39 protein-coding genes and 1 riboswitch are annotated in these 23565 nt (G+C 44.1%); of the genes, 7 read left to right on the plus strand and 32 right to left on the minus strand.

The window, feature by feature from the left end:
- Positions 1 to 388: 388 nt before the first annotated feature.
- From hemG to EDC45_RS08560, 3 genes are read right to left on the minus strand one after another with little or no spacing between them, the layout of a single operon-like run.
- Positions 389 to 904 carry a menaquinone-dependent protoporphyrinogen IX dehydrogenase gene (gene hemG / locus EDC45_RS08550; RefSeq protein ID WP_133545429.1) on the minus strand — a complete coding sequence of 172 codons (516 nt, stop codon included), beginning with the start codon at positions 902 to 904 and terminating at the stop codon, positions 389 to 391.
- A 1-nt stretch (position 905) separates the two neighbouring features.
- Complete coding sequence (locus EDC45_RS08555) at positions 906 to 2366, minus strand: TrkH family potassium uptake protein (protein ID WP_133545431.1); 1461 nt, start codon at positions 2364 to 2366, stop codon at positions 906 to 908.
- Between the two features lie 2 nt (positions 2367 to 2368).
- Positions 2369 to 2974 carry a YigZ family protein gene (locus tag EDC45_RS08560; RefSeq protein WP_133545435.1) on the minus strand — a complete coding sequence of 202 codons (606 nt, stop codon included), beginning with the start codon at positions 2972 to 2974 and terminating at the stop codon, positions 2369 to 2371.
- A 105-nt stretch (positions 2975 to 3079) separates the two neighbouring features.
- Here EDC45_RS08560 and tusA point away from each other — a divergent pair, with 105 nt between their 5' ends.
- Entirely contained in the window at positions 3080 to 3319 is a 240-nt protein-coding gene (tusA, locus tag EDC45_RS08565; protein ID WP_133545437.1) for a sulfurtransferase TusA, read from the plus strand.
- Between the two features lie 39 nt (positions 3320 to 3358).
- Here tusA and ribB read toward each other — a convergent pair whose 3' ends face one another.
- Positions 3359 to 4003, minus strand: a complete 645-nt coding sequence (gene ribB, locus EDC45_RS08570; RefSeq protein WP_133545439.1) for a 3,4-dihydroxy-2-butanone-4-phosphate synthase — start codon at positions 4001 to 4003, stop codon at positions 3359 to 3361.
- An 86-nt stretch (positions 4004 to 4089) separates the two neighbouring features.
- Positions 4090 to 4231: riboswitch (FMN riboswitch) on the minus strand.
- Positions 4232 to 4416: 185 nt separating this feature from the next.
- Here ribB and nadR point away from each other — a divergent pair.
- On the plus strand, positions 4417 to 5706 hold the full coding sequence (nadR, locus tag EDC45_RS08575; protein ID WP_133545441.1) for a multifunctional transcriptional regulator/nicotinamide-nucleotide adenylyltransferase/ribosylnicotinamide kinase NadR: 1290 nt from the start codon (positions 4417 to 4419) through the stop codon (positions 5704 to 5706).
- Complete coding sequence (locus EDC45_RS08580; RefSeq protein WP_133545443.1) at positions 5703 to 6383, plus strand: metallophosphoesterase family protein; 681 nt, start codon at positions 5703 to 5705, stop codon at positions 6381 to 6383. Before nadR ends, EDC45_RS08580 begins: the two co-directional genes overlap by 4 nt.
- A gap of 117 nt (positions 6384 to 6500) precedes the next feature.
- Here EDC45_RS08580 and rplQ read toward each other — a convergent pair whose 3' ends face one another.
- The 28 genes from rplQ to rpsJ form a co-directional block, all read right to left on the minus strand.
- The gene (rplQ, locus tag EDC45_RS08585) at positions 6501 to 6899 is read right to left on the minus strand and encodes a 50S ribosomal protein L17 (RefSeq protein WP_133545444.1); all 399 of its coding nucleotides are present in this window, start codon (positions 6897 to 6899) and stop codon (positions 6501 to 6503) included.
- A gap of 40 nt (positions 6900 to 6939) precedes the next feature.
- Positions 6940 to 7929, minus strand: coding sequence for a DNA-directed RNA polymerase subunit alpha (locus EDC45_RS08590; protein WP_133545446.1), 990 nt, complete (start codon positions 7927 to 7929; stop codon positions 6940 to 6942).
- Positions 7930 to 7961: 32 nt separating this feature from the next.
- Positions 7962 to 8582, minus strand: a complete 621-nt coding sequence (rpsD, locus tag EDC45_RS08595) for a 30S ribosomal protein S4 (RefSeq protein ID WP_133545448.1) — start codon at positions 8580 to 8582, stop codon at positions 7962 to 7964.
- 29 nt (positions 8583 to 8611) lie between these two features.
- Positions 8612 to 9001 (minus strand): 30S ribosomal protein S11, encoded by a 390-nt coding sequence (rpsK, locus tag EDC45_RS08600; protein WP_005701868.1) that lies wholly within the window; start codon positions 8999 to 9001, stop codon positions 8612 to 8614.
- Positions 9002 to 9017: 16 nt separating this feature from the next.
- On the minus strand, positions 9018 to 9374 hold the full coding sequence (rpsM, locus tag EDC45_RS08605) for a 30S ribosomal protein S13 (protein WP_133545450.1): 357 nt from the start codon (positions 9372 to 9374) through the stop codon (positions 9018 to 9020).
- 140 nt (positions 9375 to 9514) lie between these two features.
- Positions 9515 to 9628: a 50S ribosomal protein L36 gene (gene rpmJ, locus EDC45_RS08610; RefSeq protein WP_133545452.1), complete on the minus strand. Its 114-nt coding sequence runs from the start codon at positions 9626 to 9628 to the stop codon at positions 9515 to 9517.
- Between the two features lie 28 nt (positions 9629 to 9656).
- A complete protein-coding gene (gene secY, locus EDC45_RS08615) occupies positions 9657 to 10982 on the minus strand; it encodes a preprotein translocase subunit SecY (RefSeq protein WP_133545454.1) in 1326 nt (441 codons plus the stop codon).
- Between the two features lie 8 nt (positions 10983 to 10990).
- A complete protein-coding gene (gene rplO, locus EDC45_RS08620; protein ID WP_133545456.1) occupies positions 10991 to 11425 on the minus strand; it encodes a 50S ribosomal protein L15 in 435 nt (144 codons plus the stop codon).
- 4 nt (positions 11426 to 11429) lie between these two features.
- A complete protein-coding gene (gene rpmD / locus EDC45_RS08625) occupies positions 11430 to 11609 on the minus strand; it encodes a 50S ribosomal protein L30 (RefSeq protein WP_133545458.1) in 180 nt (59 codons plus the stop codon).
- Between the two features lie 6 nt (positions 11610 to 11615).
- Positions 11616 to 12116 (minus strand): 30S ribosomal protein S5, encoded by a 501-nt coding sequence (gene rpsE, locus EDC45_RS08630; RefSeq protein WP_133545460.1) that lies wholly within the window; start codon positions 12114 to 12116, stop codon positions 11616 to 11618.
- Between the two features lie 13 nt (positions 12117 to 12129).
- Positions 12130 to 12483, minus strand: a complete 354-nt coding sequence (gene rplR / locus EDC45_RS08635) for a 50S ribosomal protein L18 (protein WP_133545462.1) — start codon at positions 12481 to 12483, stop codon at positions 12130 to 12132.
- A 13-nt stretch (positions 12484 to 12496) separates the two neighbouring features.
- Positions 12497 to 13030 carry a 50S ribosomal protein L6 gene (rplF, locus tag EDC45_RS08640; protein WP_133545464.1) on the minus strand — a complete coding sequence of 178 codons (534 nt, stop codon included), beginning with the start codon at positions 13028 to 13030 and terminating at the stop codon, positions 12497 to 12499.
- Positions 13031 to 13043: 13 nt separating this feature from the next.
- Positions 13044 to 13436 (minus strand): 30S ribosomal protein S8, encoded by a 393-nt coding sequence (rpsH, locus tag EDC45_RS08645; protein WP_133545466.1) that lies wholly within the window; start codon positions 13434 to 13436, stop codon positions 13044 to 13046.
- A 36-nt stretch (positions 13437 to 13472) separates the two neighbouring features.
- The gene (gene rpsN / locus EDC45_RS08650; RefSeq protein ID WP_133545468.1) at positions 13473 to 13778 is read right to left on the minus strand and encodes a 30S ribosomal protein S14; all 306 of its coding nucleotides are present in this window, start codon (positions 13776 to 13778) and stop codon (positions 13473 to 13475) included.
- 11 nt (positions 13779 to 13789) lie between these two features.
- The gene (gene rplE, locus EDC45_RS08655) at positions 13790 to 14329 is read right to left on the minus strand and encodes a 50S ribosomal protein L5 (RefSeq protein WP_133545470.1); all 540 of its coding nucleotides are present in this window, start codon (positions 14327 to 14329) and stop codon (positions 13790 to 13792) included.
- A gap of 17 nt (positions 14330 to 14346) precedes the next feature.
- A complete protein-coding gene (gene rplX, locus EDC45_RS08660; RefSeq protein ID WP_133545472.1) occupies positions 14347 to 14658 on the minus strand; it encodes a 50S ribosomal protein L24 in 312 nt (103 codons plus the stop codon).
- Between the two features lie 13 nt (positions 14659 to 14671).
- Complete coding sequence (rplN, locus tag EDC45_RS08665; protein ID WP_005548786.1) at positions 14672 to 15043, minus strand: 50S ribosomal protein L14; 372 nt, start codon at positions 15041 to 15043, stop codon at positions 14672 to 14674.
- A 239-nt stretch (positions 15044 to 15282) separates the two neighbouring features.
- Positions 15283 to 15540, minus strand: a complete 258-nt coding sequence (gene rpsQ / locus EDC45_RS08670; RefSeq protein WP_133545474.1) for a 30S ribosomal protein S17 — start codon at positions 15538 to 15540, stop codon at positions 15283 to 15285.
- Positions 15540 to 15731, minus strand: a complete 192-nt coding sequence (gene rpmC, locus EDC45_RS08675) for a 50S ribosomal protein L29 (protein ID WP_005717924.1) — start codon at positions 15729 to 15731, stop codon at positions 15540 to 15542. Before rpmC ends, rpsQ begins: the two co-directional genes overlap by 1 nt.
- Complete coding sequence (gene rplP, locus EDC45_RS08680) at positions 15731 to 16141, minus strand: 50S ribosomal protein L16 (protein ID WP_133545476.1); 411 nt, start codon at positions 16139 to 16141, stop codon at positions 15731 to 15733. The genes rpmC and rplP overlap by 1 nt, the downstream gene beginning before the upstream one ends.
- 13 nt (positions 16142 to 16154) lie before the next feature.
- Entirely contained in the window at positions 16155 to 16862 is a 708-nt protein-coding gene (gene rpsC / locus EDC45_RS08685) for a 30S ribosomal protein S3 (protein ID WP_133545478.1), read from the minus strand.
- 17 nt (positions 16863 to 16879) lie between these two features.
- Positions 16880 to 17212, minus strand: coding sequence for a 50S ribosomal protein L22 (gene rplV, locus EDC45_RS08690; protein ID WP_050692961.1), 333 nt, complete (start codon positions 17210 to 17212; stop codon positions 16880 to 16882).
- Positions 17213 to 17222: 10 nt separating this feature from the next.
- Positions 17223 to 17498 carry a 30S ribosomal protein S19 gene (rpsS, locus tag EDC45_RS08695; protein ID WP_005539416.1) on the minus strand — a complete coding sequence of 92 codons (276 nt, stop codon included), beginning with the start codon at positions 17496 to 17498 and terminating at the stop codon, positions 17223 to 17225.
- 25 nt (positions 17499 to 17523) lie between these two features.
- A complete protein-coding gene (gene rplB, locus EDC45_RS08700) occupies positions 17524 to 18345 on the minus strand; it encodes a 50S ribosomal protein L2 (protein WP_133545484.1) in 822 nt (273 codons plus the stop codon).
- 20 nt (positions 18346 to 18365) lie between these two features.
- Entirely contained in the window at positions 18366 to 18668 is a 303-nt protein-coding gene (gene rplW / locus EDC45_RS08705) for a 50S ribosomal protein L23 (RefSeq protein WP_208107269.1), read from the minus strand.
- Entirely contained in the window at positions 18668 to 19273 is a 606-nt protein-coding gene (rplD, locus tag EDC45_RS08710; RefSeq protein WP_133545488.1) for a 50S ribosomal protein L4, read from the minus strand. Before rplD ends, rplW begins: the two co-directional genes overlap by 1 nt.
- A gap of 16 nt (positions 19274 to 19289) precedes the next feature.
- Positions 19290 to 19916 (minus strand): 50S ribosomal protein L3, encoded by a 627-nt coding sequence (gene rplC, locus EDC45_RS08715; RefSeq protein WP_133545490.1) that lies wholly within the window; start codon positions 19914 to 19916, stop codon positions 19290 to 19292.
- Positions 19917 to 19934: 18 nt separating this feature from the next.
- Positions 19935 to 20246: a 30S ribosomal protein S10 gene (gene rpsJ, locus EDC45_RS08720; protein ID WP_001181005.1), complete on the minus strand. Its 312-nt coding sequence runs from the start codon at positions 20244 to 20246 to the stop codon at positions 19935 to 19937.
- Positions 20247 to 20750: 504 nt separating this feature from the next.
- Here rpsJ and ureA point away from each other — a divergent pair.
- The 4 genes from ureA (at position 20751) to EDC45_RS08740 (ending at position 23564) form a co-directional block, all read left to right on the plus strand.
- Positions 20751 to 21053 carry an urease subunit gamma gene (ureA, locus tag EDC45_RS08725; RefSeq protein WP_133545492.1) on the plus strand — a complete coding sequence of 101 codons (303 nt, stop codon included), beginning with the start codon at positions 20751 to 20753 and terminating at the stop codon, positions 21051 to 21053.
- An 11-nt stretch (positions 21054 to 21064) separates the two neighbouring features.
- Positions 21065 to 21382 carry an urease subunit beta gene (ureB, locus tag EDC45_RS08730; RefSeq protein WP_133545494.1) on the plus strand — a complete coding sequence of 106 codons (318 nt, stop codon included), beginning with the start codon at positions 21065 to 21067 and terminating at the stop codon, positions 21380 to 21382.
- A complete protein-coding gene (ureC, locus tag EDC45_RS08735) occupies positions 21382 to 23103 on the plus strand; it encodes an urease subunit alpha (RefSeq protein ID WP_133545496.1) in 1722 nt (573 codons plus the stop codon). Before ureB ends, ureC begins: the two co-directional genes overlap by 1 nt.
- A 164-nt stretch (positions 23104 to 23267) precedes the next feature.
- The gene (locus EDC45_RS08740) at positions 23268 to 23564 is read left to right on the plus strand and encodes a DUF3861 domain-containing protein (RefSeq protein ID WP_133545498.1); all 297 of its coding nucleotides are present in this window, start codon (positions 23268 to 23270) and stop codon (positions 23562 to 23564) included.
- Position 23565: the final 1 nt, after the last annotated feature.

Raw genomic sequence — 23565 nt, forward strand, 5'->3', positions numbered from 1 at the left:
GCCGCCAGCGTTCAATCTGAGCCATGATCAAACTCTTCAATTCAAAAAGTTTGTGCTCAAAAGTCCTGACTTCATCTGTAAGGCCTAAGCCTTACCCTTATAATGAATTTTCGTGCACTTTTAAGTCTTTTAAATGTTTTTCACTTAAACTTAACAAGTGCCCACACAGATTGTCTGATAAGTTGTTAAAGAGCATTTGCTTTCGCAAGGTCGTCTAGCTTACAGTAAACGGCTAAATTAAGTCAAGCATTATTTTTGTCATTTTCTTAATTTGCGTTCCCTTGCGGTGCGAGGGCGTATTATAGAGATCCCGTATTTCAGTGCAAGTTTTTTTTCAAAAAAAATCATTAACTGATTTTTTATTAAACAAACGAGGAAAATATGCGCTTTATTTGTTCAAGTTTGCAACAAGTTCGGCAAAATGCCGTACTTTATCCCAATCCGTATATTCGATTTCTTTGCGAATATCCGTTTCTCCGCCGGTAATCTTCATGATCAGGCGGATCATTGTGCGATCAAACCAATGGTAGCGCGGATATAATAAAGCGCCGGCAAAAACAGCAGATATTGTCGGCCGCCACGGAATCCGATGTAAAAATTTTCTGACATAAACATTGGTTTGCGGGCTATCTTTTCCCGCTTTGCGCGCAGTCAGATTAACACCGAAAAAAGCACTGGGTTTGCTATTTAAAAGTGCGGTATATTTTTCAATAAATTTATACAGACTTTTATCAAAATAGCCGTATCGGACCGAGGCACCGATAATAATAGATTCGAATTGGGATAACTCGGGGCAATCCCATATGGCGGCGACCTGAGATTCATTCCCGATATTCCGTGCAAGATATTCGGCTATTTTTTTTGTTTGTCCGTCATGGCTCAAATATAAAATTAAGGTTTTCATGTTATGTTTTCCAAAACGCTGGGCTAAACAGGACGATCAGGGAAAAAACCTCTAATCGTCCGCATACCATGGCAAAGGCCAGAATATATTTTGCGCTGTCGGGAACATGGGTAAAACTCATTCCAGTCGAACCTATACCGGGACCGACATTGGTCAATGTCGCCAGTACGGCGCCCATGGCATCAAAAGGTTCCAATCCGCATAAGATAACGCCGAACACGCATATCCAGTAAATAATCAGAAATGCCATTAGGAACGACCATATTCCTTCGATCACACGCGGTGCTAAAATTGAGTGGCCTAACTTTATCGGTATCACTAAATTCGGATGCACTAGATGTTTGAGCTCTCGTTTTACCTGTAGCCACATAACCAAAACACGTATGCTCTTCAATCCGCCGGACGTCGAACCCGCACATCCGCCCAGAATTGCCGAGAATACCAGTAGCATGGCAATAAAGGCCGGCACTTGTTCCATATCATAAAGTGTAAATCCGGCTGTCATTGACATTGAAGTCAACTGAAACATACCTTGCGCAAAGGCGTCAAACATCGATAAGTCATAGTAGAAATAAAAGCTGACCGCAACAATGCAGATAAACACAAGTTGAAGGGTTAAGAAAAAACGAAATTCCGGATCGCGAAAATAGGTTTTCCAAAGCGGTCGCCGCCCGATATTAACCAATGCGGTAATATGCAGCGCGAAGTTACAACCGGCAATCAGCATAAAAATACTGGCTAATAAATAGATTTTCGAGTTATTAAAATAACCCATACTCATATCATGTGTAGACATTCCGCCGTTTGATACGGTGGCGAAGCTATGGCTCAGGGCATCAAACAGATCCATTCCCGCCCAATAGTAAGCCAAAGCGCAAAGTACGGTCAGGCCGAGATATAATATCCACAGTAATTTCGCAATTTCGGCAATTCTCGGTAATGTTTTCTGATCCTTCAGGGGGCCGGAGGATTCCGCCCGGTAAAGATGCGTTCCGCCGATACCGAGCAAAGGGATAATTGCCACAGCGAGTACGATTAACCCCATGCCGCCGATCCATTGTAAAAACTGGCGATAAAATAAAATTGACTTAGGTAGTTGATCCAAACCGGAAATAACCGTAGCTCCGGTTGTAGTCAGTGCCGAGAAAGATTCGAATACCGCATCGGGAAAGGTGAGATGGGTTTCTTCAAACATCATAAAGGGAATCACTCCCAGTAAACTTAAGACCACCCAGAATGCTACGACGATTAAAAATCCCTCACGGGAATGGAGTTTTTGTTTATGCTTATGGCAGCTCCACCAGAGTCCGGCTCCGACAGTAAGACTGATAATAAAAGACTGCATAAAGGCTTTCCCGCCGCCATCCCCATAAATCAGGGCGACAAAGGCCGGTGTAAGCATAGTGATCGAAAAGCACATGATCAAAATGCCTATAATTCGAATAATGGATAAAATATGCATCTCTATATCCTGCTCAGACTTAATTTTCCGCCTGATCCCTGACGTAACTCCCGTTCAAAGGGAGCCAGTTTATCATCACTTATGCCCAACTCAAACCAGACTTTTTCCTGAAACTGTTGCCCATTAATAGCTATCTGATATTTCTCATATAACCTTTGGAGCCAGTTAATTTCATGATAATCGCAACACAGCCTATAAGCGGAACGCTCTATTTTCAGTTCGGTTTCCAATAATTTTAAAGCCTGTTGTACGCCATTCCCATAAGCTCGAACCAAGCCGCCGGTTCCCAACAAAATACCGCCGTAATAACGAACAACAACCGCACTAATCTCACCTATCCGACTGCCTTGCAAGGCTGCCAACATTGGTTTGCCCGCAGTCCCCGCCGGTTCCCCGTCATCGGAAAACCCCAGTTGTTGTGAATCCAGAGGATTACCGGCAACGCAGGCCCAGCAATGATGTCTGGCGTCGCTATGCCGGTTTTTTATCTCCTGCCAGAATTCTTTTGCCGTGCCTAGCCCTTCGGTATGCGCCAGATAAGTAATAAATCGGCTCTTTTTGATTTCTTCCTCAAAAACCGCCGTATTTTTCGGGATAAGATATTCCATGAATAATATTTATATTTGTCGTAAAAAATCTCTTTAATTTTGACCGCACTTTTTCTGAGTTGTATTATACCCGCTAATTCTAACAGACAAAGTGTAACATCAAGAATGAATGAGATTCGTATTAATTATCAGCTGGACACTATCGGCCTGCGTTGCCCCGAACCCGTAATGCTGATACGTAAAAAAATCCGCCATATGAACGAAGGAGAAGTGTTATTCATTTTAGCCGACGATCCGGCGACAACTCGGGATATCCCCAGCTTCTGTCGTTTTATGGAGCATAGCTTGCTAAAAAGCGAAACAAGCGATACGCCGTTTAAATATTGGGTAAAAAAGGGAAGATAAAACAATATCGGCGCAGCTGTAAACTGCGCCGATAGTCGATCAAAACTGATATTTCTTGCGGTAAGCAATTAAATCTTCAATCGTCAAAATGGCATAGCCCTTTGCTTTCACGAATTCTATCAACTCAGGCGCTCTTGCCATGGTACCGTCGTCATTAGTGATTTCACAAATCACGCCTGCCGCTTTATAGCCTGCCAAACGCGCCAGATCCACCGCGGCTTCGGTATGCCCGTTACGTTCCAATACGCCGTTAGCGGCGGCTCTCAGCGGAAAAACATGCCCCGGTCGGTGTAATTTATCCGGAGTTGCGCCATCGGCGATAGCCGCTTTAATCGTGGTAACCCGATCTGCGGCGGATACGCCGGTGGAGACCCCGTCCGCCGCTTCAATAGTAACGGTAAAAGCGGTTTTATTTACGCTGGTATTATGCTGCACCATAGGTTCTAAATCCAACTGCCGACAAAGTGCATCCGTAATACATAAGCATACGATGCCGCTGCCGTGCCGGATCAATGTTGCCATTTGTTGGGGAGTAATGGTTTCTGCCGGGAAAATCAAATCGCCTTCGTTTTCACGTTGTTCGTCGTCTAAAACAACTACGCCGTTTCCTTGTTTGAATGCTGCAATTGCAGCTTTGACACGCTCTTCCGGCGTACCGAAAGAAGCTAATAATGACTGATTCATAGTAAATGCCTTCGTTATAAATGATGAGTACCAGAATCAGGGCTGATGATAAAACGACAAAAGGCGGATTCTGAACGAACCCGCATTTCAATTCTCTTTCATCCGGACTTTAACCGTTGGCTTTGGAATTTCACCAAATCTGCTGACTTCATCGCAATGAACGCTCGTGGGCTTGTATTCAGAATACTTACCACCAGTAGGGAATTTCGCCCTGCCCTGAGAATGCAAGGCTAGTATAACGCAAAGTTTTCATTTATTACACAATGAAAACATTTTTATTTATCCCTCGGATTGCATACAATAACCGGGTAAATAATAAAATGTATTGATGCTCGCACAAACGCTCATCTGCTTTTCGGATAACAAAACTGCGCTCTTTTTTACATTTTTTAATAATCCAGAAGGAATGCCTTATGTCCGCTTTTTCATACCTCCAAAAAAAACGCAAACAATTAAATTTAAGAGTTAATGATGTCTGCCAACAGGCGGAGGTAACCCGCGCCTATTTTAATCAGTTAGTCAGCGGTAAAATTAAAAATCCCAGCGCAGCCAAATTAACGGCACTGCACCGAGTATTGCAAATAAACGAACAGGATAATAAAAAAGTCGGCGTAATTTTCGGCAAATTCTATCCCGTGCATACAGGTCATATTAATATGATCTATGAAGCCTTTAGTAAAGTAGATGAACTACACGTTATTGTTTGTACCGATACGGAACGAGATTTAAAACTGTTTTATGACAGCAAAATGAAACGTATGCCAACGGTGCAGGATCGCTTACGTTGGATGCAGCAGATTTTCAAATACCAAAATAATCAGATCTTTATTCACCATCTGGAAGAAGATGGTATCCCGGGTTATCCCAACGGCTGGGAATCTTGGTCAAATGCGGTAAAGGCCCTGTTTGAAGAAAAGCATGTTAATCCAAGTATTGTTTTCAGCAGCGAAACCCAAGACAAGGCGCCTTATGAAAAATACCTGAACTTGGAGGTCGTTCTGGTAGATCCGCAACGCCGTTTCTTCAACGTTTCCGCAACCAAAATCCGTAATAATCCCTTCCATTACTGGAAATTTATTCCGCAGGAAGTTCGTCCCTTCTTTGCTAAAACCATTGCCATATTAGGTGGTGAAAGCAGCGGTAAAAGCGTACTGGTAAATAAATTGGCGCGAGTTTTCAATACGACCTCGGCCTGGGAATACGGACGTGAATTCGTATTCGAACAACTGGGCGGTAATGAACAGGCGATGCAATATTCGGATTATCCGCAAATGGCATTAGGTCATCAAAAGTATGTTAATTATGCGGTACGCCATGCCCATAAAGTTGCATTTATCGATACCGATTTCATCACTACCCAGGCTTTTTGCATTCAATACGAAGGGAAAGCCCATCCCTTCTTAGATTCAATGATCAAGGAATATCCTTTTGATGTAACCATTTTACTTAATAACAATACGAAATGGGTAGATGACGGTATGCGTTCATTGGGAAATCCTAAACAACGTCAGAAATTCCAACAGTTATTAAAAAAATTATTAGATAAATATAATGTTCCTTACATCGAGATTGAATCACCAAGTTATCTGGAACGTTATAACCAGGTTAAAGCCATTGTAGAGAAAATCCTGAATGATGAGGAAGTTACGGATCTTACCCGAGAAACAATAGATACCGCACTTGAGGACCGAGAAGAAATATGATTCTATTTGCAGGCGATCCGCACGGGGATTTTAAACACCTCTACCCCTTTATTGAAAACAGGCGCGATATCGCACTGGTTATTCTGGGGGATCTACAGCTCTCTTGCGTACAGGAGCTGGAAAAGCTGGCCCGTTATTGCGACCTGTGGTTTATTCACGGCAATCATGATAGCAAGACCGTAGCGGCATTTGAATCCTTGTGGGGAACTCAATGGAAAGAGCGCAATCTGCATAATCGCGTTAAGGAAATTCAAGGTAAAAAAATCGCCGGATTAGGCGGTGTCTTCCGCGGGCAAATTTGGATGCCCCCCAACAAACCGCTGTTTTTCGATCCTATTCATTATTGTCAATATTGCCCGCAGGAAAAAATCTGGCAGGGAGGGGTACCGCTGCGCCACCGAACCTCAATTTTCCCCTCGGAAATTGAGAACTTGGCCGGCCTGCAAGCAGATATTTTAATCTGTCATGAAGCCCCCAAGCCCCATCCTTCCGGCTTTAAAGTAATCAATGAACTGGCAGAAAAAATGGGAATAAAGAAAATTTTTCATGGGCATCACCATGATAATTTCGACTACCGCCATCTCAATCAAAATCCTTATAAAATTTTCAATGTGGGGTTTCGCAGCCTATGCGACGAAGAGGGTAATTATTTGCTAATCGGCGTCGATGACCGATAAAAAATATTGCTCCTAAGAACGAAGCTGCAATCATGCACCTTAAGCGTTAGTTTAAAAATCCCTGTATGATAAACAAAAAAAGCCCGCCGATAGGCGGGCTTTTTATCTGCTAAAATATTATTCTGCTACTGCGGCTTCAGTTGCTGTCTCTGTCAGTTCAGGACGATCAACTAATTCGATATATGCCATTGGAGCATTATCGCCGGCACGGAAACCACATTTTAAAATACGGGTGTAACCACCTGCACGTTGAGCAAAACGTGGACCTAGCTCATTGAATAATTTTGCAACGGTTTCAATGTTGCGTGTACGTGCAAAAGCTAAACGACGATTTGCTACGCTGTCTACTTTTGCTAATGTAATTAACGGTTCAACTACACGACGTAATTCTTTTGCTTTTGGCAATGTAGTCTTGATGATTTCATGACTAACTAATGAACTTGCCATATTACGGAACATCGCTTGGCGATGGCTGCTATTACGGTTTAGTTGACGACCACTCTTACGATGGCGCATGATCTTATCCTTCTCAGAAAAATCTTAACCTATGACCAAACTAGTCTTCAGCAATACTTGCTGGTGGCCAATTTTCAAGGCGCATACCTAATGACAGGCCGCGCGAAGCAAGTACATCCTTAATTTCTGTAAGAGATTTCTTACCGAGATTAGGCGTTTTTAATAACTCGACTTCAGTACGCTGAACCAGATCACCGATATAATGAATTGTTTCTGCTTTCAAACAGTTAGCAGAACGAACTGTCAACTCTAAGTCATCTACAGGACGTAACAAAATCGGATCGAATTCCGGTTTTTCTTCCTTAACTTCAGGTTGACGAACATCACGCAAATCAACGAATGCATCAAGCTGCTCTGCTAAAATTGTTGCCGCACGACGAATAGCCTCTTCAGGATCAATGGTGCCGTTAGTTTCCAACTCAATAACTAATTTATCCAAGTCGGTCCGTTGTTCAACACGTGCTGCTTCAACATTGTAAGCAATACGATCAACAGGACTATAGCAAGCATCTACCAATAGACGACCAATAGGTCTATCTTCGTCCTGAGCATGGGCGCGTGCTGATGCAGGAACATAGCCTCTGCCGCGCTGTACGCGAATTCTCATATTAATTGATGCGTTTTCATCAGTTAAATGACAAATCACATGCTCAGGATTTATGATTTCAACATCCCCGTCATGGGTGATATCGGCAGCAACAACAGGGCCAATTCCAGATTTATTTAATGTCAGAAAAAGGTCATCTTTATTCTGAACTTTAACCGCCAGACCTTTTAGGTTAAGAAGCACTTCAAGAATATCTTCCTGAACACCTTCTTTACTGCTGTATTCATGCAATACTCCGTCGATTTCCACTTCAGTTACAGCACAACCCGGCATTGAAGACAGAAGAATACGACGTAATGCATTGCCTAAAGTGTGGCCGAAACCACGCTCTAACGGTTCTAAGATCACTTTAGCATGAGTTGAACTGATCTGTTCAATATCAACTAAGTGTGGCTTTAAAAATTCTGTAACAGAACCCTGCATTTTATCCTCTCTTTGCTACTAAGCTTTAACTATTATTTAGAATAAAGCTCAACGATCAGATGTTCATTAATGTCTGCTGATAAATCAGAACGTTCAGGAACACGTTTGAACACACCTTCCATTTTTGCAGAATCAACTTCTAACCATGTTGGTTTTTCTCTTTGTTCCGCTAATTCCAATGATGCTTTAATACGTGCCTGTTTTTTAGATTTTTCACGAACAGCAACAACATCATCGACTGAAACCTGGAAAGATGGAATATTCACAACACGACCATTGACAACAATCGCTTTATGGCTCACTAACTGGCGAGCCTCTGCGCGAGTTGCGGCAAAGCCCATGCGATAAACAACGTTATCCAATCTACCTTCTAACAATACCAGTAAGTTTTCACCGGTATTACCTTTTAAACGGTTTGCTTCTTTGTAGTAGTTACGGAATTGACGTTCTAAAATACCGTACATACGGCGAACTTTCTGTTTCTCGCGTAATTGACTACCATAGTCAGACAAACGCGGTTTACGAGCACCGTGTTGACCCGGCGCCGTATCAATTTTACATTTAGAATCAATAGCGCGCACGCCTGACTTAAGGAATAAGTCAGTGCCTTCACGACGGCTTAGCTTGAGTTTTGGACCCAAATATCTTGCCATTTTCTTTCTCCAATTATCCTAACGCCAACTTAAACACGACGTTTTTTCGGTGGACGACAACCGTTATGAGGAATCGGAGTCACATCTGTAATATTCGTGATACGGAATCCTGCTGCATTTAAAGCACGGATTGTTGATTCACGACCCGGACCCGGACCTTTAACCATAACTTCCAAGTTCTTTAAACCGAATTCTTTAACGACTTCGGCACAACGCTCGGCAGCGACCTGAGCCGCAAACGGAGTTGATTTACGAGAACCGCGGAAACCTGAACCGCCTGCAGTAGCCCATGCTAATGCGTTACCCTGACGGTCAGTAATAGTCACGATTGTATTATTGAAAGATGCGTGAATATGAGCTACGCCATCTACGACTTGTTTTTTTACACGTTTACGTGCGCGAACTGGTGTTTTAGCCATTAATATTTACCCCGACTTATTTTTTGATCGGCTTACGAGGACCCTTACGGGTACGCGCATTAGTCTTAGTACGTTGACCACGTACCGGTAAACCACGACGATGACGTAAACCACGATAACAACCCAAGTCTAATAGACGTTTGATGTTAAGTGTTACTTCACGGCGTAAGTCACCTTCAACGGTAAATTTACCAACTTCGTCACGCAGTTTATCAATCTGCTCTTCAGACAATTCGCTGATCTTAACATTCTCGGCAACACCGGCTGCAGCACAGATAAGCTGTGAGCGGGTTTTACCAATACCGTAAATTGCTGTTAAAGCGATTACAGCGTGTTTATGATCAGGAATGTTAATGCCTGCAATACGGGCCACTATGCACTCCTATATTTTAACTGATTTGATATGCTGATCTTGAAAAGCCCGTTTTCAGGATACTCAAACAGCATATCAAGGACATAAATGAGCTGAGCAGTATAACTGCCCAACTGGTTCTTTGCAAGAAAAATTATCAATTAACCTTGACGTTGTTTATGTTTAGGATCGGTACAAAGTACGCGAACAACTCCCTCACGTTTAACAATTTTACAGTTACGACAAATTTTCTTTACGGAAGCACGAACTTTCATTGCTTATCCCTTTTTATTGAACGGACGCTTACTGTCCGAAACCTTTTAGGTTTGCTTTTCTCAACGCAGATTCATATTTTGTCGACATAAGATGACTCTGAACCTGAACGATGAAATCCATAATTACCACAACAACGATGAGCAAGGAGGTACCGCCGAAATAAAACTGTACGTTCCATGCGGACATCATGATGTAAGGAACCAAACACACAAACGTAATATAGAGACCGCCGATTAAAGTCAAGCGAGTCATAATTTTATCAATATAACGCGAGGTTTGTTCGCCTGGTCTAATTCCGGGTATGAATGCTCCAGATTTTTTCAAATTATCGGCTGTATCACGAGGATTATATTGCATCGCAGTATAGAAAAAGCTGAAGAATATAATTGCAATCGCATAAACAATCAAATACAGCGGCTGACCCGGATGCAATAACATGGATAGGTTAGTTAACCATTCCATGCTGGAACCTTCGCCCAACCACTGAGTTAATGTAGCCGGGAACAAAATAATACTTGATGCGAAGATTGCCGGAATTACACCAGCCATATTTACTTTTAACGGTAAATGGGTCGAATGACCGCCTAAAATTTGACGACCTTGCTGACGTTTAGCATATTCAACTTTTATTCTTCTCTGTCCTCTTTCAACAAAGACGACAAAGTAGGTTACTGCAAAAACAATTACTGCTATCAATAAAAGAACTAACAGATGCATTTGACCTTGACGAGCCTGCTCGATCGTTTGACCTATTGCTGCCGGAAGTCCTGCAACAATACCGGCGAAAATGATCAAAGAAATACCGTTACCGATACCCCGCTCCGTAATTTGTTCACCCAACCACATAAGGAACATAGTCCCGGTAACAAGGCTGATTACGGCGGTAAAATAGAAACCGAAACCTAGATTAGGTACAATTCCCGGCATCATGTTCGGTAACCCGGTGGAAATACCTATCGCCTGTAAAGTCGCAAGTCCCAAGGTTGCATAACGCGTGTACTTACTGATTTTACGCCGACCGGCTTCTCCCTCTTTCTTTAACTCATTTAATGCAGGATATACAGTTGCAAGCAATTGGATAATAATGGAGGCCGAAATATACGGCATAATACCCAATGCAAAAATAGATGCACGGCTTAAAGCACCACCGGAAAACATGTTGAACATGTCAATAATGGTGCCTTTTTGCTGTTCGATTAGTTGAGCTAATACGGCTGCATCAATACCAGGAACCGGAATGAAAGAACCAATACGGAAAACAATTAAAGCGCCTAATACAAAGAGCAAACGACTTTTAAGTTCACCCGTACCGCTTTGCGTACTTCTACTTTGATAACCTGGTTGTTTAGCCATTTTAGTAATTATTCCTCAACAGAACCGCCGGCAGCTTCAATAGCTGCTTTAGCACCTTTAGTTACACGTAAACCACGTACTGTAACAGCACCTTTCACTTCGCCCGCTAAAATAACTTTAGCGAACAGAATGTCTTTGGTCAGTACATTCGCTGCTTTCAATGTATCTAAAGTAACAATATTACCTTCAACTTTAGTCAACTCATTCAAACGAACTTCCGCAGTTACGGCAGATTTCATTGAAGTGAAACCAAATTTTGGTAAACGACGGTATAAAGGCATCTGACCACCTTCGAAGCCGCGACGCACGCCGCCTCCGGTACGAGATTTCTGACCTTTATGACCACGGCCGCCGGTTTTACCTAAACCGGAACCGATACCACGACCTAAGCGCTTAGCACTGTGTTTCGCACCTTCAGCCGGGGATAGAGTATTTAAACGCATTCTCTTACTCCTCCACTTTAACCATATATGAAATCTGGTTAATCATACCACGCACAGCCGGCGTATCGATTAATTCAACAGTATGGTGCATATGGCGAAGACCAAGACCACGCAGCGTAGCTTTATGTTTCGGTAAACGAGCGATAGAGCTACGAATCTGTGTTACTTTAATAGTTTTTGCCATTATCAATTACCCCAAAATTTCATCAACGGTTTTACCACGTTTAGCGGCAACCATTTCAGGTGATTTCATATTTGTAAGTGCGTCAATTGTCGCACGCACAACGTTAATTGGGTTGGTTGAACCGTATGCTTTAGAAAGAACGTTACGCACGCCTGCAACTTCTAATACCGCACGCATTGCACCGCCGGCAATGATACCCGTACCTTCGCTGGCCGGTTGCATAAATACGCGAGAACCGGTATGTACACCTTTAACCGGGTGCTGTAATGTACCTTCGTTTAAAGCTACGTTAATCATATTGCGACGAGCTTTTTCCATCGCTTTTTGGATCGCTGCCGGAACTTCGCGCGCTTTACCGTAACCAAAACCTACTCGACCGTTACCGTCGCCCACTACTGTTAAAGCAGTGAAACTCATGATACGACCACCTTTTACAGTTTTTGATACACGGTTTACTGCGATTAGCTTCTCTTGCAGTTCACCAGCTTGTTTTTCGATGTTTGCCATCTAATTACCTCTATTAGAACTGTAGACCAGCTTCACGAGCAGCATCCGCTAAAGATTGGACACGGCCATGATACTTAAAACCGGAACGGTCGAAAGCAACATCTTTCACCCCTTTCGCCAATGCGCGTTCGGCAATTAATTTACCCACTACCGCAGCAGCGTCTTTGTTTCCGGTATATTTAACTTGCTCACTAATTACTTTTTCTACTGTTGAAGCAGCGGCAAGCACTTCTGAACCGTTCGGTGCAATAACCTGCGCATAGATATGACGCGGAGTACGGTGTACTACTAAGCGAGTTACACCCTGCTCTTTCATCATATGACGCGCACGAGCTGCACGACGGATACGAGCTGATTTCTTATCCATAGTGTTACCTTAATTATTTCTTCTTAGCTTCTTTCGTACGTACAACTTCGTCAGCATAACGGACACCTTTACCTTTATAAGGTTCAGGACGACGATAAGCACGAATATCCGCAGCAACCTGGCCGATTAACTGCTTGTCCGCACCTTTCAGCACGATTTCGGTCTGAGACGGACATTCAGCAGTAATACCTGCCGGTAAAGTATGCTCTACAGGATGAGAGAAACCTAAGCTTAAGTTAACGACATTGCCTTTAACCTGCGCTCTGTAACCAACACCCACTAATTGTAATTTCTTAGTGAAGCCTTCAGTAACACCGATAACCATCGCATTAACTAATGCACGAGCGGTACCCGCCTGCGCATCTGCATCAACCACGCCTGCGCGCGGAGAGAAAGTCAATTCATTATTATCTTGTTTAACTTCAACTGAGCTATTAATGGTGCGAGATAACTCACCATTTTTACCTTTTACTGTTAATAACTGGCCGTTAAGTTTTACCTCAACTCCGGCAGGAATATTAACAGGTGCCTTTGCAACACGAGACATTTTCCTACCTCTCTTAAGCTACATAACAGATAATCTCACCGCCCAAGCCCTCTTTACGAGCTGCACGGTCAGTCATCACACCTTTAGATGTAGAAACGATAGCCACACCTAATCCACCCATAACTTTTGGTAATTCGTCTTTACGTTTATAAATACGAAGACCAGGGCGGCTTACGCGCTGAATGCTTTCTACAACCGGTTTACCTTGGAAATATTTTAATGTAATTTCCAGTTCAGGTTTTACACCTTCTAATACTTTAACGCTTTCGATATAACCTTCCGCAGCTAATACGTTGGCAATAGCCACTTTTAGCTTGGATGAAGGCATATTGATCGCAACTTTATTCGCAGCCTGACCGTTACGAATGCGGGTCAACATATCTGCGATAGGATCTTGCATACTCATTGTGCTTTTACTCCGATTCCAAAATAAAGTGGTATATTACCAACTCGCTTTCTTAAGGCCCGGGATTTCGCCGCGCATTGCAGCTTCACGAACCTTAATACGGCTTAAACCAAACTTACGTAAAACGCCGTGAGGACGTCCGGTCTGGCGGCAGCGGTTACGTTGACGACTTGGGCTTGAATCACGCGGTAAAGTTTGTAACTTCAACACGGCATCCCAACGTTCTTCATCAGATGAATTGACATCAGAAATAATTTTCTTTAACTCTACACGTTTTGCATAGAATTTTTCAGCCAATTTAACGCGTTTTACATCGCGTGCTTTCATTGATTGTTTAGCCATTGTAACCTGCCTTATTTACGGAATGGGAAGTTAAAGGCAGCGAGTAATGCCTGACCTTCTTCATCATTCTTAGCTGTAGTTGTGATAGTAATATCCAAACCACGCACACGATCTACTTTATCGTAGTCGATTTCAGGGAAGATGATTTGCTCACGCACACCCATGCTGTAGTTACCGCGTCCGTCGAAAGACTTAGCGCTTAAACCGCGGAAGTCACGGATACGTGGTACAGCAATTGTAATTAAACGTTCAAAGAACTCCCACATACGCTCACCGCGTAGTGTTACTTTACAACCGATTGGATATCCCTGACGGATTTTAAAGCCTGCAACAGATTTGCGTGCTTTTGTAATTAAAGGTTTCTGACCGCTGATTGCCGCTAAATCCGCTACTGCGTTATCTAGCAACTTCTTGTCGGTCAATGCTTCACCCACACCCATATTCAGGGTAATCTTTTCGATTCGTGGGACTTGCATGACAGATGCGTAGTTGAATTTGTTTTTTAATTCATTAACTACCTGATCTCTGTAGTAATCATGCAGTTTCGCCATCGCATTACTCCAGTTTATTAAATAATTTCATTATTAGATTTGAAGAAACGGACTTTTTTGCCTTCTTCGAATCTAAAACCTACACGGTCGGCTTTGTTTGTTTTAGGATTGAAAATCGCTACGTTTGATACATCAATCGGAGCTTCTTTCTTCACTAAACCACCTTCTTTACCTAAAGCAGGTACCGGTTTTTCATGTTTAGTGATGATTTTTACACCTTCAACAATCACTTTGCCATTTGGTAACACTTTAGTTACCTTACCACGCTTACCTTTATCTTTACCGGTAAGAACGATTACTTCATCATTTTGACGAATTTTTGCAGCCATTTGTCACTTCTCCTTACAGTACTTCTGGCGCTAAAGAAATGATCTTCATAAACTTCTCAGAACGAAGTTCACGAGTCACCGGTCCAAAAATACGAGTACCGATCGGTTGCTCTGTGTTATTGTTTAAAATGACACAAGCATTACCATCGAAGCGAATGACTGATCCGTCTGGGCGACGAACACCCTTCTTGGTGCGCACAACAACTGCTTTCAATACATCACCTTTTTTCACTTTACCGCGTGGAATTGCTTCTTTCACAGTAATTTTGATAATGTCGCCGATAGCAGCATAACGACGGTGCGATCCACCTAGAACCTTGATACACATTACGCTACGAGCCCCTGAGTTATCAGCAACATCCAGCATAGTCTGTTCTTGGATCATATTAGTGCTCCGTTAAAATTTTAAAACACCCTTGCGGGACGAACCTATTTACCTAGTGTAAACAGGTCGCAGAGTTTATCAAATCAATGCCGGAAAAGCAACTTGATTTCACTTCCTCAACTGAAAAAACTTAGGAAAAAAACCACCGCTCTTTTAACCGGCAAAAATAGCTTGGCCCTAATAAAAAAGCCTGCCGTATTCGCGGCAGACTTTTCTATTTATTATACTGACGTAGCGGATTAAGCGATTACTGCTTTTTCAACTACACGAACTAAAGTCCATGATTTGGTTTTAGAGATTGGGCGACATTCGCGCACCTCTACCACATCACCTAATTTAGCTTCGTTATTTTCGTCATGTACATGCAGTTTTGTTGTGCGGCGGATAAACTTACCGTAAAGCGGATGTTTAACCTTGCGTTCGATAGCAACAACGAATGATTTATCCATTTTATCGCTAACGACTTTACCTTGCACGCTACGAATTTTATCAGTCATTACTCACCCGCCTTTTCGGTTAGAACAGTTTTTACCTGTGCGATACTACGACGCACTTGTTTTAACTGATGGGTTTGTTGAAGCTGACCGGTGGCTGCTTGCATACGCAACTTGAATTGCTCACCTAACAAGTTAACCAATTCAGCATTCAGCTCTTCAACACTTTTTGTACGTAGTTCTTGAGCTTTCATTACATCACCGTCTTAGTTACGAACGTTGTCTTAATTGGCAATTTAGCAGCCGCTAATGCGAATGCCTGTCTTGCGATTTCTTCAGACACACCGTCCATTTCATAAAGCACTTTACCCGGCTGGATTAAGGCTACCCAGTATTCAACGTTACCTTTACCTTTACCCATACGGACTTCCAATGGTTTTTCAGTAATCGGTTTATCCGGGAATACACGAATCCAGATTTTACCCTGACGTTTAACAGCACGCGTCATCGCACGACGAGCGGCTTCGATCTGACGAGCGGTTAAACGACCACGACCGATTGCTTTTAAACCGAAGGTACCGAAACTGACTTCTGTACCACCAGCAAGACCACGGTTACGACCTTTGTGGACTTTGCGGAATTTTGTACGTTTTGGTTGCAACATTTAGCAAATCTCCTTACTTACGACCTTTGCCGCGAGGTGCCTTTTTAGGCGCGGCAGGTTGTTGTTCCGGTTGTTGTGCAATTGCAGCCATTCCACCGAGAATCTCACCTTTGAAGACCCATACTTTAACGCCGATAACGCCGTATGTTGTTTGAGCTTCAGCAGTGTTGTAATCGATGTCCGCACGTAGTGTATGTAAGGGTACGCGACCTTCACGATACCATTCAGAACGTGCAATTTCTGCACCACCTAAACGACCGCTTACTTCAACTTTGATACCTTTAGCGCCTAAACGCATAGCGTTCTGCACCGCACGTTTCATAGCGCGACGGAACATAACGCGACGTTCCAGCTGAGAAGCGATACTATCCGCAACTAATTTTGCGTCTAATTCAGGTTTTTTAACTTCAGCGATATTGATCTGCGCAGGTACGCCGGCAATGGCTGCTACCGCATTACGCAGTTTTTCAACATCTTCGCCTTTCTTACCGATTACGATACCCGGGCGAGCAGTGTGAATTGTAACACGAATGCTTTTCGCAGGACGTTCGATAGTGATACGTGATACTGAAGCATTAGCCAATTCTTTGTTTAAGAATTTACGTACTTTGAAATCACCGTCTAAATTATCGGCGAAATCTTGTGTATTCGCGAACCAAGTAGAGCTCCAAGGCTTAACGATACCTAGGCGAATACCATGTGGATGTACTTTCTGACCCATTTGCTATTCCTCTACTATTAACGATCCGATACAACCACGGTAATGTGGCTTGTACGTTTTAAAATACGATCCGCACGACCTTTGGCACGTGGCATTACACGTTTCATGCTCGGACCTTCGTCAACAAAGATCTTTGCAACTTTAAGATCATCGATATCTGCACCGTCATTGTGCTCCGCATTAGCAATAGCGGATTCCAACACTTTTTTCACTAAAGCCGCAGCTTTTTTATTCGTGTAAGTCAGAATTTCTAATGCTTGCGCAACTTTTTTACCGCGAATGAGATCAGCAACTAAGCGAGCTTTTTGGGCAGAAGTACGAGCGTAACGATGTTTTGCAATAGTTTCCATCTTTTACCTCTTATTTCTTAGCTTTCTTATCTGCGGCGTGACCGCGGTAAGTACGAGTCGGTGCAAATTCACCTAATTTATGCCCGATCATTTCGTCGGAAACATAAACAGGAACATGCTGACGACCATTATGGACTGCGATGGTCAATCCGATCATTGATGGAATGATCATTGAACGACGGGACCAAGTTTTAATCGGTTTTTTATCCCCGCTTTCCACCGCCTTCTCTACCTTCTTCAACAAGTGTAGGTCAAGGAAAGGACCTTTCTTGAGAGAACGTGGCATGGCTTATCCTCTTATTTAATTAAAATTATTTACCACGACGACGTACGATAAATTTATCGGTACGTTTGTTATGGCGAGTTTTCTTACCTTTAGTTTGAACGCCCCAAGGTGTTACCGGGTGTTTACCAAAGTTACGACCTTCACCACCACCGTGCGGGTGATCTACCGGGTTCATTGCTGTACCGCGAACTGTAGGGCGAATGCCTCTCCAGCGGCTGGCACCGGCTTTACCTAACACACGTAACATGTGTTCTGAATTGCCGACTTCACCGATAGTCGCCGTACATTCGGCTAATACTTTACGCATTTCGCCGGAACGGAGACGTAAAGTTACATAGTTGCCTTCACGCGCGATGATTTGTACATACGCACCTGCGGAACGGGCGATCTGGCCGCCTTTACCCGGTTTTAATTCTACGTTATGTACAGTCGAACCAACCGGAATATTGCGCATCGGTAAAGAGTTACCGACTTTAATCGGCGCATTAACGCCCGCTTGGATTTGATCGCCGGCAGACAAGCCTTTAGGCGCTAAAATATAACGACGTTCACCGTCTTTATACAGCACTAAAGCGATATTTGCAGAACGATTCGGATCATATTCAAGACGCTCAACAACCGCTGGGATATCTAACTTGTTACGTTTGAAATCGATTAAACGGTAATGTTGTTTATGACCACCACCGATATGACGGGTAGTGATACGTCCTAAATTATTACGACCGCCGGTTTTAGACTTAGTATCTAATAAAGGCGCGTAAGGTTTTCCCTTATGTAATTCAGGGTTCACGATTTTTACAACGTGACGACGACCAGCGGAGGTCGGCTTACATTTAACGATAGCCATTTGATTTTATTCCTCCGTCATTACTCTGCAGCGCCTTCGGTGAAGTCCAATTCCTGGCCTTCCTGAAGGGTTACATAAGCTTTTTTCCAGTCACTGCGACGTCCGACTCTGGCGCCGTGGCGTTTAGTTTTACCTTTCACCACAACGGTACGTACAGAATCCACTTTCACTTCAAATAACTGAGATACCGCATTGGCGATCTCGACTTTATTCGCATCTAATGCAACTTTGAAAACGATAGTGTTTGACTTCTCAGCATTATTTGTTGCTTTCTCAGAGACATGCGGTGCTTTAAGCACTTTTAACAAACGTTCTTGTTGAATCACGCTAACATCTCCTCAATTTGTTTCACAGCATCAACGGTAACAACCACTTTATCAAAAGCGATTAAGCTGACCGGATCGATACCCTGCACATCGCGTACGTCTACTTTATACAAGTTACGTGCCGCTAAGAATAGGTTTTCATCTAAGCTCGCTGTGATGATTAACACATCTTCAAGTGCTAATTCTTTTAATTTCTGGACCAGAACTTTAGTTTTAGGCGCATCGATTTCGAATTTTTCGACAACCACTAAACGATCCTGACGAACAAGCTCGGAAAGGATGCTTTTAATTGCACCGCGATACATTTTCTTGTTCACTTTTTGGCTGTGATCCTGCGGTTTTGCCGCAAAAGTTACGCCACCTGAACGCCAAATTGGTGATTTGATATCACCGGAACGAGCACGGCCCGTACCTTTTTGACGCCAAGGTTTTTTACCTGAACCAGACACTTCAGCACGAGTTTTTTGCGCACGAGAACCTTGACGGGCACCGGATGCATAAGCAACCACAACCTGGTGAATCAAAGCTTCGTTAAACTCACGTCCGAAGGTAGTTTCAGAAACAGTTAATGCACTCTGTGCATCTTTAACTACTAATTCCATCTCTATCTCCCAGACCTTATGCTTTCACTGCCGGTTTAACGATAACGTCGCTATTAGTCGCACCCGGAACGGCACCTTTAACTAACAGTAACTTACGTTCAGCATCAACACGAACAACTTCAAGTGATTGCACGGTAACGCGCTCGGCACCTAAATGTCCTGCCATTTTTTTACCTTTAAACACACGACCCGGAGTTTGGTTTTGACCAATAGAACCAAGTACACGATGTGATAAAGAGTTACCGTGGCTAGCATCCTGAGTACGGAAGTTCCAGCGTTTAACACCGCCCTGGAAACCTTTACCTTTGGAAGTACCGGTAACATCGACTTTCTTAACATCTGCAAAGATGTCAACATTGATTTCCTGACCTAAAGTGAATTCTTCACCCTGAGTACGGAATTCCCATAAACCGCGACCAGCTTCAACGCCTGCTTTCACGAAATGACCCGCTTCCGGTTTTGTTACACGGCTCGCTTTTTTCGAACCTGTAGTAACCTGAATAGCAGTATAGCCATCGTTTTCAAGAGTCTTAACCTGAGTCACACGGTTGGCTTCGATTTCGATAACGGTAACCGGGATTGACACGCCGTCTTCATTGAAGATGCGGGTCATACCAACTTTACGACCGACTAAACCAATCATTGTAATAACCTCTTAAAATTAACCTAGGCTGATCTGCACATCAACGCCGGCAGCCAGATCTAAACGCATTAATGCATCAACAGTTTTTTCTGTTGGCTCAACGATATCAACTAAACGTTTGTGCGTACGGATTTCATACTGATCACGCGCATCTTTATTTACGTGTGGAGAAATCAATACCGTGAAACGCTCTTTACGAGTCGGTAAAGGAATCGGACCGCGAACCTGCGCGCCGGTACGTTTAGCTGTTTCTACGATCTCCGCAGTGGATTGATCAATCAAACGATGATCAAACGCTTTTAAGCGGATACGGATTCTTTGGTTCTGCATTAGACCAGAGCTCCAATAATTTTTAGCTAATAAAAAAACTGACACCATCACCTTTTCTAACATCTAAATATAAAAAGGGAAGTGCAGCAGACCTATTTAGTTTCCCAATCGGAAACATTGTTATGTGGCGCATATTGCGACACACGTTTAATAAATGATTACATTAAACGGCTTACCAAAGCGGAAAGCCTGCGAATTATAGTGAAAACCCAACTACAATGCAAGTATTTTTTCAGGATTAAGTGCTGGCCGAAAACAGAAACTCAGCGGTATGGGGAACCCCGGGTAGAATATAGATGCCGAAGCGACGGAAAAAATATCCGAAAAAACGACCGCTCTTTTCCTCCCCCCTGATTTCCTTTTAATAACCTGCGCTTGAAGGCTGAACGGAATGGCGTCAAAAGTTAAGGACAGCCTCGCTTATTTATCCTTTCGCCTATCTTGCAAACTAAAAATAAAAGCATAAAATACAGCCCGCTTTAATCATATACAGGAGATAAGCCCATGCATTTAACCTCAAGAGAGCAGGAAAAATTAATGCTGTTTCTGGCCGGCGAACTGGCGGCAAAGCGTAAGGCGCGCGGCGTTAAATTAAATTATCCCGAATCCGTCGCTTATATTGCCAGCCATCTACAGGAAGCCGCTCGCGACGGTATGAGCGTCGCCGAACTGATGCAATACGGTGCTACCCTGCTGAAAGTCGAAGATGTCATGGAGGGCGTTGCCGAAATGATTCCGGAAGTGCAAATAGAAGCGACCTTTGCGGACGGCACCAAGCTGGTTACCGTCCATCACCCGATTCGTTAAGGAAAGAGCAAATGATTCCCGGAGAATATCTTTTGGCCAGCGGTGATATTAAGGCCAATCAAAACCGCAAAACCCTTATTTTGGACGTAACCAATAGCGGCGACAGACCGATTCAGGTCGGCTCCCACTATCATTTCTACGAAGTTAATAACGCCCTGATATTTGATCGCAATTCCGCCTACGGTATGCGTTTGAACCTGCCTTCCGGTAATGCCGTGCGCTTTGAACCGGGCGAAAGCAAACGGGTGGAACTGGTCGAATTCGGCGGTAATAAAATCATTTATGGGTTCCATAATGCCGTAAATGGTCAATTAGGAGAACACAAATAATGGCGTTGACAATTCCTCGCAATCAATATGTCGCAACTTACGGCCCCACTACCGGTGATAAAATCCGTTTGGGCGACACCAATCTCTGGGCGACGGTAGAACGCGATCTGCTCACTCACGGCGACGAATGTAAATTCGGCGGCGGTAAAAGCGTACGCGACGGCATGGCACAATCCTCTACCGCCACCCGCCAGAATCCGAACGTCCTGGATTTAGCCATTACCAATGTGATTATTATCGATGCCAAACTGGGGATTCTGAAAGCCGATATAGGAATCCGCGACGGCCGTATCGTCGCTATCGGACAGGCCGGTAATCCCGACACCATGGATAACGTAACCCCGAATATGATTATAGGTGCAGGTACCGAAGTACATAACGGCGCACATTTAATTGCAACCGCCGGCGGTATCGATACCCATATTCACTTTATCTGTCCTCAACAGGCGCAGCATGCCATTGAAAGCGGTATCACCACGATGATCGGCGGCGGTACCGGGCCGGCGGACGGCACCCATGCCACCACGGTAACGCCCGGCGCCTGGAATTTAAAACGTATGTTTCAGGCGGCGGAAGCACTGCCGGTAAACATCGGCTTTTTCGGCAAAGGCAACTGCGCCACCTTGGCGCCGCTGCGCGAACAGATTCAGGCCGGTGCGCTGGGACTGAAAATTCACGAAGATTGGGGAGCGACGCCGGCGGCCATTGATGCCGCATTAAGCGTGGCGGACGAAATGGATGTTCAGGTTGCCATTCATACCGATACCTTGAATGAAAGCGGTTTTCTGGAAGACAGTATGCGCGCCATTAACGGACGCGTGATCCATACCTTCCATACGGAAGGTGCCGGCGGCGGACATGCGCCGGATATTATTAAAGCGGCCATGTATCCGAATGTTCTACCGGCTTCCACCAATCCCACACGGCCCTTTACCGTTAATACCATTGACGAACATCTGGATATGCTGATGGTTTGCCATCATCTGGATAAATCCGTGCCGGAAGACGTCGCCTTTGCCGACAGCCGCATTCGACCGGAAACCATTGCGGCGGAAGATATTCTGCACGACATGGGCGTCTTTTCCATTATGAGTTCCGATTCTCAGGCCATGGGGCGCGTAGCCGAAGTGATTATGCGCACCTGGCAGACCGCCGATAAAATGAAAGCGCAGCGCGGCCCCCTGAGCGAAGATCCGGATTCGGACAACCTGCGGATCAAACGTTATATCGCCAAATACACCATTAACCCGGCAATCGCCCATGGTATCAGCCGCCATATCGGCTCCTTGGAAGTGGGTAAACTGGCAGATATCGTATTATGGAAACCGGCATTTTTCGGCGTTAAACCGGAATGCGTGATTAAAAAAGGCATGATAAGTTATGCAAAAATGGGCGATCCGAACGCTTCGATCCCCACCCCGCAACCGGTACTTTACCGCCCGATGTTCGCCGCCCAGGGAAAAGCCGCGGCGGAAAGTGCGGTCTTCTTTATTTCCAAAGCCGGCGCGGAGGCAGATATTCGCCGGGCCTATGGCTTAAATAAAGAAACCATTGCAGTGGAAGGCTGCCGCAATATAGGTAAAAAAGATTTGCTGCATAATGATGCGATGCCTGAAATCACAGTAGATCCCGAGCGCTATGAAGTACGAGTGGATGGTAAACATATTAGCTGCGAACCGGTGCAAAAAGTTGCACTGGCACAACGCTATTTCCTGTTCTAACCCCCGTTCTAAATAGAGGTGGCAGGCCAACAAAAGTGCGGTCAAAAATTCGTGATTTTTTCAAAAATGCAGCGGGCGTCCGGGACGCCCCTGCATTCAAGCGGAATAGATTGAGAGCGCAGGCATATAAGTAGGGCTTCGCCTCGCTGCTAAGGAATATCAATATGAAACAACATCAGTATAAAATCACCCTGCAACATACCGCCGATCCGGAGGGAAATCCCATAAGGGATAAACAAATCGAGTTCTCCGCGCCGAATCATGAGGATATTTTCACGATTATCGAGAAAACCGGCAAGCGCGAAAACTTTACGCCGGAAATGGCACAACGCTTTGCCGTCGGTTTAAAGCTCTTCAGCGAAGTGATGCTGGAAAATCGGAAAGATCCTTTATTCGAACGTCTACTACCGCATTTTCGCGCAATGATGAAAATCATTAAAGAAAAAAACCAACAGGAGTAAC

Source organism: Mesocricetibacter intestinalis (assembly GCF_004363295.1).
Lineage (GTDB): Bacteria > Pseudomonadota > Gammaproteobacteria > Enterobacterales > Pasteurellaceae > Mesocricetibacter > Mesocricetibacter intestinalis.

Excerpts from the sequence above, each read along its gene's own strand:
- rplC (WP_133545490.1), bottom strand. The coding sequence starts at position 19,916 with ATGATTGGTTTAGTCGGTCGTAAAGTTGGTATGACCCGCATCTTCAAT.
- rplR (WP_133545462.1), bottom strand. The coding sequence starts at position 12,483 with ATGGATAAGAAATCAGCTCGTATCCGTCGTGCAGCTCGTGCGCGTCAT.
- rplQ (WP_133545444.1), bottom strand. The coding sequence starts at position 6,899 with ATGCGCCATCGTAAGAGTGGTCGTCAACTAAACCGTAATAGCAGCCAT.
- rpmJ (WP_133545452.1), bottom strand. The coding sequence starts at position 9,628 with ATGAAAGTTCGTGCTTCCGTAAAGAAAATTTGTCGTAACTGTAAAATT.
- rplN (WP_005548786.1), bottom strand. The coding sequence starts at position 15,043 with ATGATCCAAGAACAGACTATGCTGGATGTTGCTGATAACTCAGGGGCT.
- ureA (WP_133545492.1), top strand. The coding sequence starts at position 20,751 with ATGCATTTAACCTCAAGAGAGCAGGAAAAATTAATGCTGTTTCTGGCC.
- EDC45_RS08740 (WP_133545498.1), top strand. The coding sequence starts at position 23,268 with ATGAAACAACATCAGTATAAAATCACCCTGCAACATACCGCCGATCCG.
- hemG (WP_133545429.1), bottom strand. The coding sequence starts at position 904 with ATGAAAACCTTAATTTTATATTTGAGCCATGACGGACAAACAAAAAAA.
- rpsN (WP_133545468.1), bottom strand. The coding sequence starts at position 13,778 with ATGGCTAAACAATCAATGAAAGCACGCGATGTAAAACGCGTTAAATTG.
- EDC45_RS08560 (WP_133545435.1), bottom strand. The coding sequence starts at position 2,974 with ATGGAATATCTTATCCCGAAAAATACGGCGGTTTTTGAGGAAGAAATC.
- rpmD (WP_133545458.1), bottom strand. The coding sequence starts at position 11,609 with ATGGCAAAAACTATTAAAGTAACACAGATTCGTAGCTCTATCGCTCGT.
- tusA (WP_133545437.1), top strand. The coding sequence starts at position 3,080 with ATGAATGAGATTCGTATTAATTATCAGCTGGACACTATCGGCCTGCGT.
- rplV (WP_050692961.1), bottom strand. The coding sequence starts at position 17,212 with ATGGAAACTATTGCAAAACATCGTTACGCTCGTACTTCTGCCCAAAAA.
- rpsK (WP_005701868.1), bottom strand. The coding sequence starts at position 9,001 with ATGGCTAAAACACCAGTTCGCGCACGTAAACGTGTAAAAAAACAAGTC.
- EDC45_RS08580 (WP_133545443.1), top strand. The coding sequence starts at position 5,703 with ATGATTCTATTTGCAGGCGATCCGCACGGGGATTTTAAACACCTCTAC.
- rpsE (WP_133545460.1), bottom strand. The coding sequence starts at position 12,116 with ATGGCAAACATCGAAAAACAAGCTGGTGAACTGCAAGAGAAGCTAATC.
- EDC45_RS08590 (WP_133545446.1), bottom strand. The coding sequence starts at position 7,929 with ATGCAGGGTTCTGTTACAGAATTTTTAAAGCCACACTTAGTTGATATT.
- rpsS (WP_005539416.1), bottom strand. The coding sequence starts at position 17,498 with ATGCCACGTTCTCTCAAGAAAGGTCCTTTCCTTGACCTACACTTGTTG.
- rplF (WP_133545464.1), bottom strand. The coding sequence starts at position 13,030 with ATGTCTCGTGTTGCAAAGGCACCTGTTAATATTCCTGCCGGAGTTGAG.
- rpsH (WP_133545466.1), bottom strand. The coding sequence starts at position 13,436 with ATGAGTATGCAAGATCCTATCGCAGATATGTTGACCCGCATTCGTAAC.
- rpmC (WP_005717924.1), bottom strand. The coding sequence starts at position 15,731 with ATGAAAGCTCAAGAACTACGTACAAAAAGTGTTGAAGAGCTGAATGCT.
- rplE (WP_133545470.1), bottom strand. The coding sequence starts at position 14,329 with ATGGCGAAACTGCATGATTACTACAGAGATCAGGTAGTTAATGAATTA.
- nadR (WP_133545441.1), top strand. The coding sequence starts at position 4,417 with ATGTCCGCTTTTTCATACCTCCAAAAAAAACGCAAACAATTAAATTTA.
- secY (WP_133545454.1), bottom strand. The coding sequence starts at position 10,982 with ATGGCTAAACAACCAGGTTATCAAAGTAGAAGTACGCAAAGCGGTACG.
- ribB (WP_133545439.1), bottom strand. The coding sequence starts at position 4,003 with ATGAATCAGTCATTATTAGCTTCTTTCGGTACGCCGGAAGAGCGTGTC.
- rpsC (WP_133545478.1), bottom strand. The coding sequence starts at position 16,862 with ATGGGTCAGAAAGTACATCCACATGGTATTCGCCTAGGTATCGTTAAG.
- rplB (WP_133545484.1), bottom strand. The coding sequence starts at position 18,345 with ATGGCTATCGTTAAATGTAAGCCGACCTCCGCTGGTCGTCGTCACGTT.
- EDC45_RS08555 (WP_133545431.1), bottom strand. The coding sequence starts at position 2,366 with ATGCATATTTTATCCATTATTCGAATTATAGGCATTTTGATCATGTGC.
- rplO (WP_133545456.1), bottom strand. The coding sequence starts at position 11,425 with ATGCGTTTAAATACTCTATCCCCGGCTGAAGGTGCGAAACACAGTGCT.
- rpsQ (WP_133545474.1), bottom strand. The coding sequence starts at position 15,540 with ATGACTGATAAAATTCGTAGCGTGCAAGGTAAAGTCGTTAGCGATAAA.
- rplP (WP_133545476.1), bottom strand. The coding sequence starts at position 16,141 with ATGTTGCAACCAAAACGTACAAAATTCCGCAAAGTCCACAAAGGTCGT.
- rpsD (WP_133545448.1), bottom strand. The coding sequence starts at position 8,582 with ATGGCAAGATATTTGGGTCCAAAACTCAAGCTAAGCCGTCGTGAAGGC.
- rpsJ (WP_001181005.1), bottom strand. The coding sequence starts at position 20,246 with ATGCAGAACCAAAGAATCCGTATCCGCTTAAAAGCGTTTGATCATCGT.
- ureC (WP_133545496.1), top strand. The coding sequence starts at position 21,382 with ATGGCGTTGACAATTCCTCGCAATCAATATGTCGCAACTTACGGCCCC.
- rplX (WP_133545472.1), bottom strand. The coding sequence starts at position 14,658 with ATGGCTGCAAAAATTCGTCAAAATGATGAAGTAATCGTTCTTACCGGT.
- ureB (WP_133545494.1), top strand. The coding sequence starts at position 21,065 with ATGATTCCCGGAGAATATCTTTTGGCCAGCGGTGATATTAAGGCCAAT.
- rplD (WP_133545488.1), bottom strand. The coding sequence starts at position 19,273 with ATGGAATTAGTAGTTAAAGATGCACAGAGTGCATTAACTGTTTCTGAA.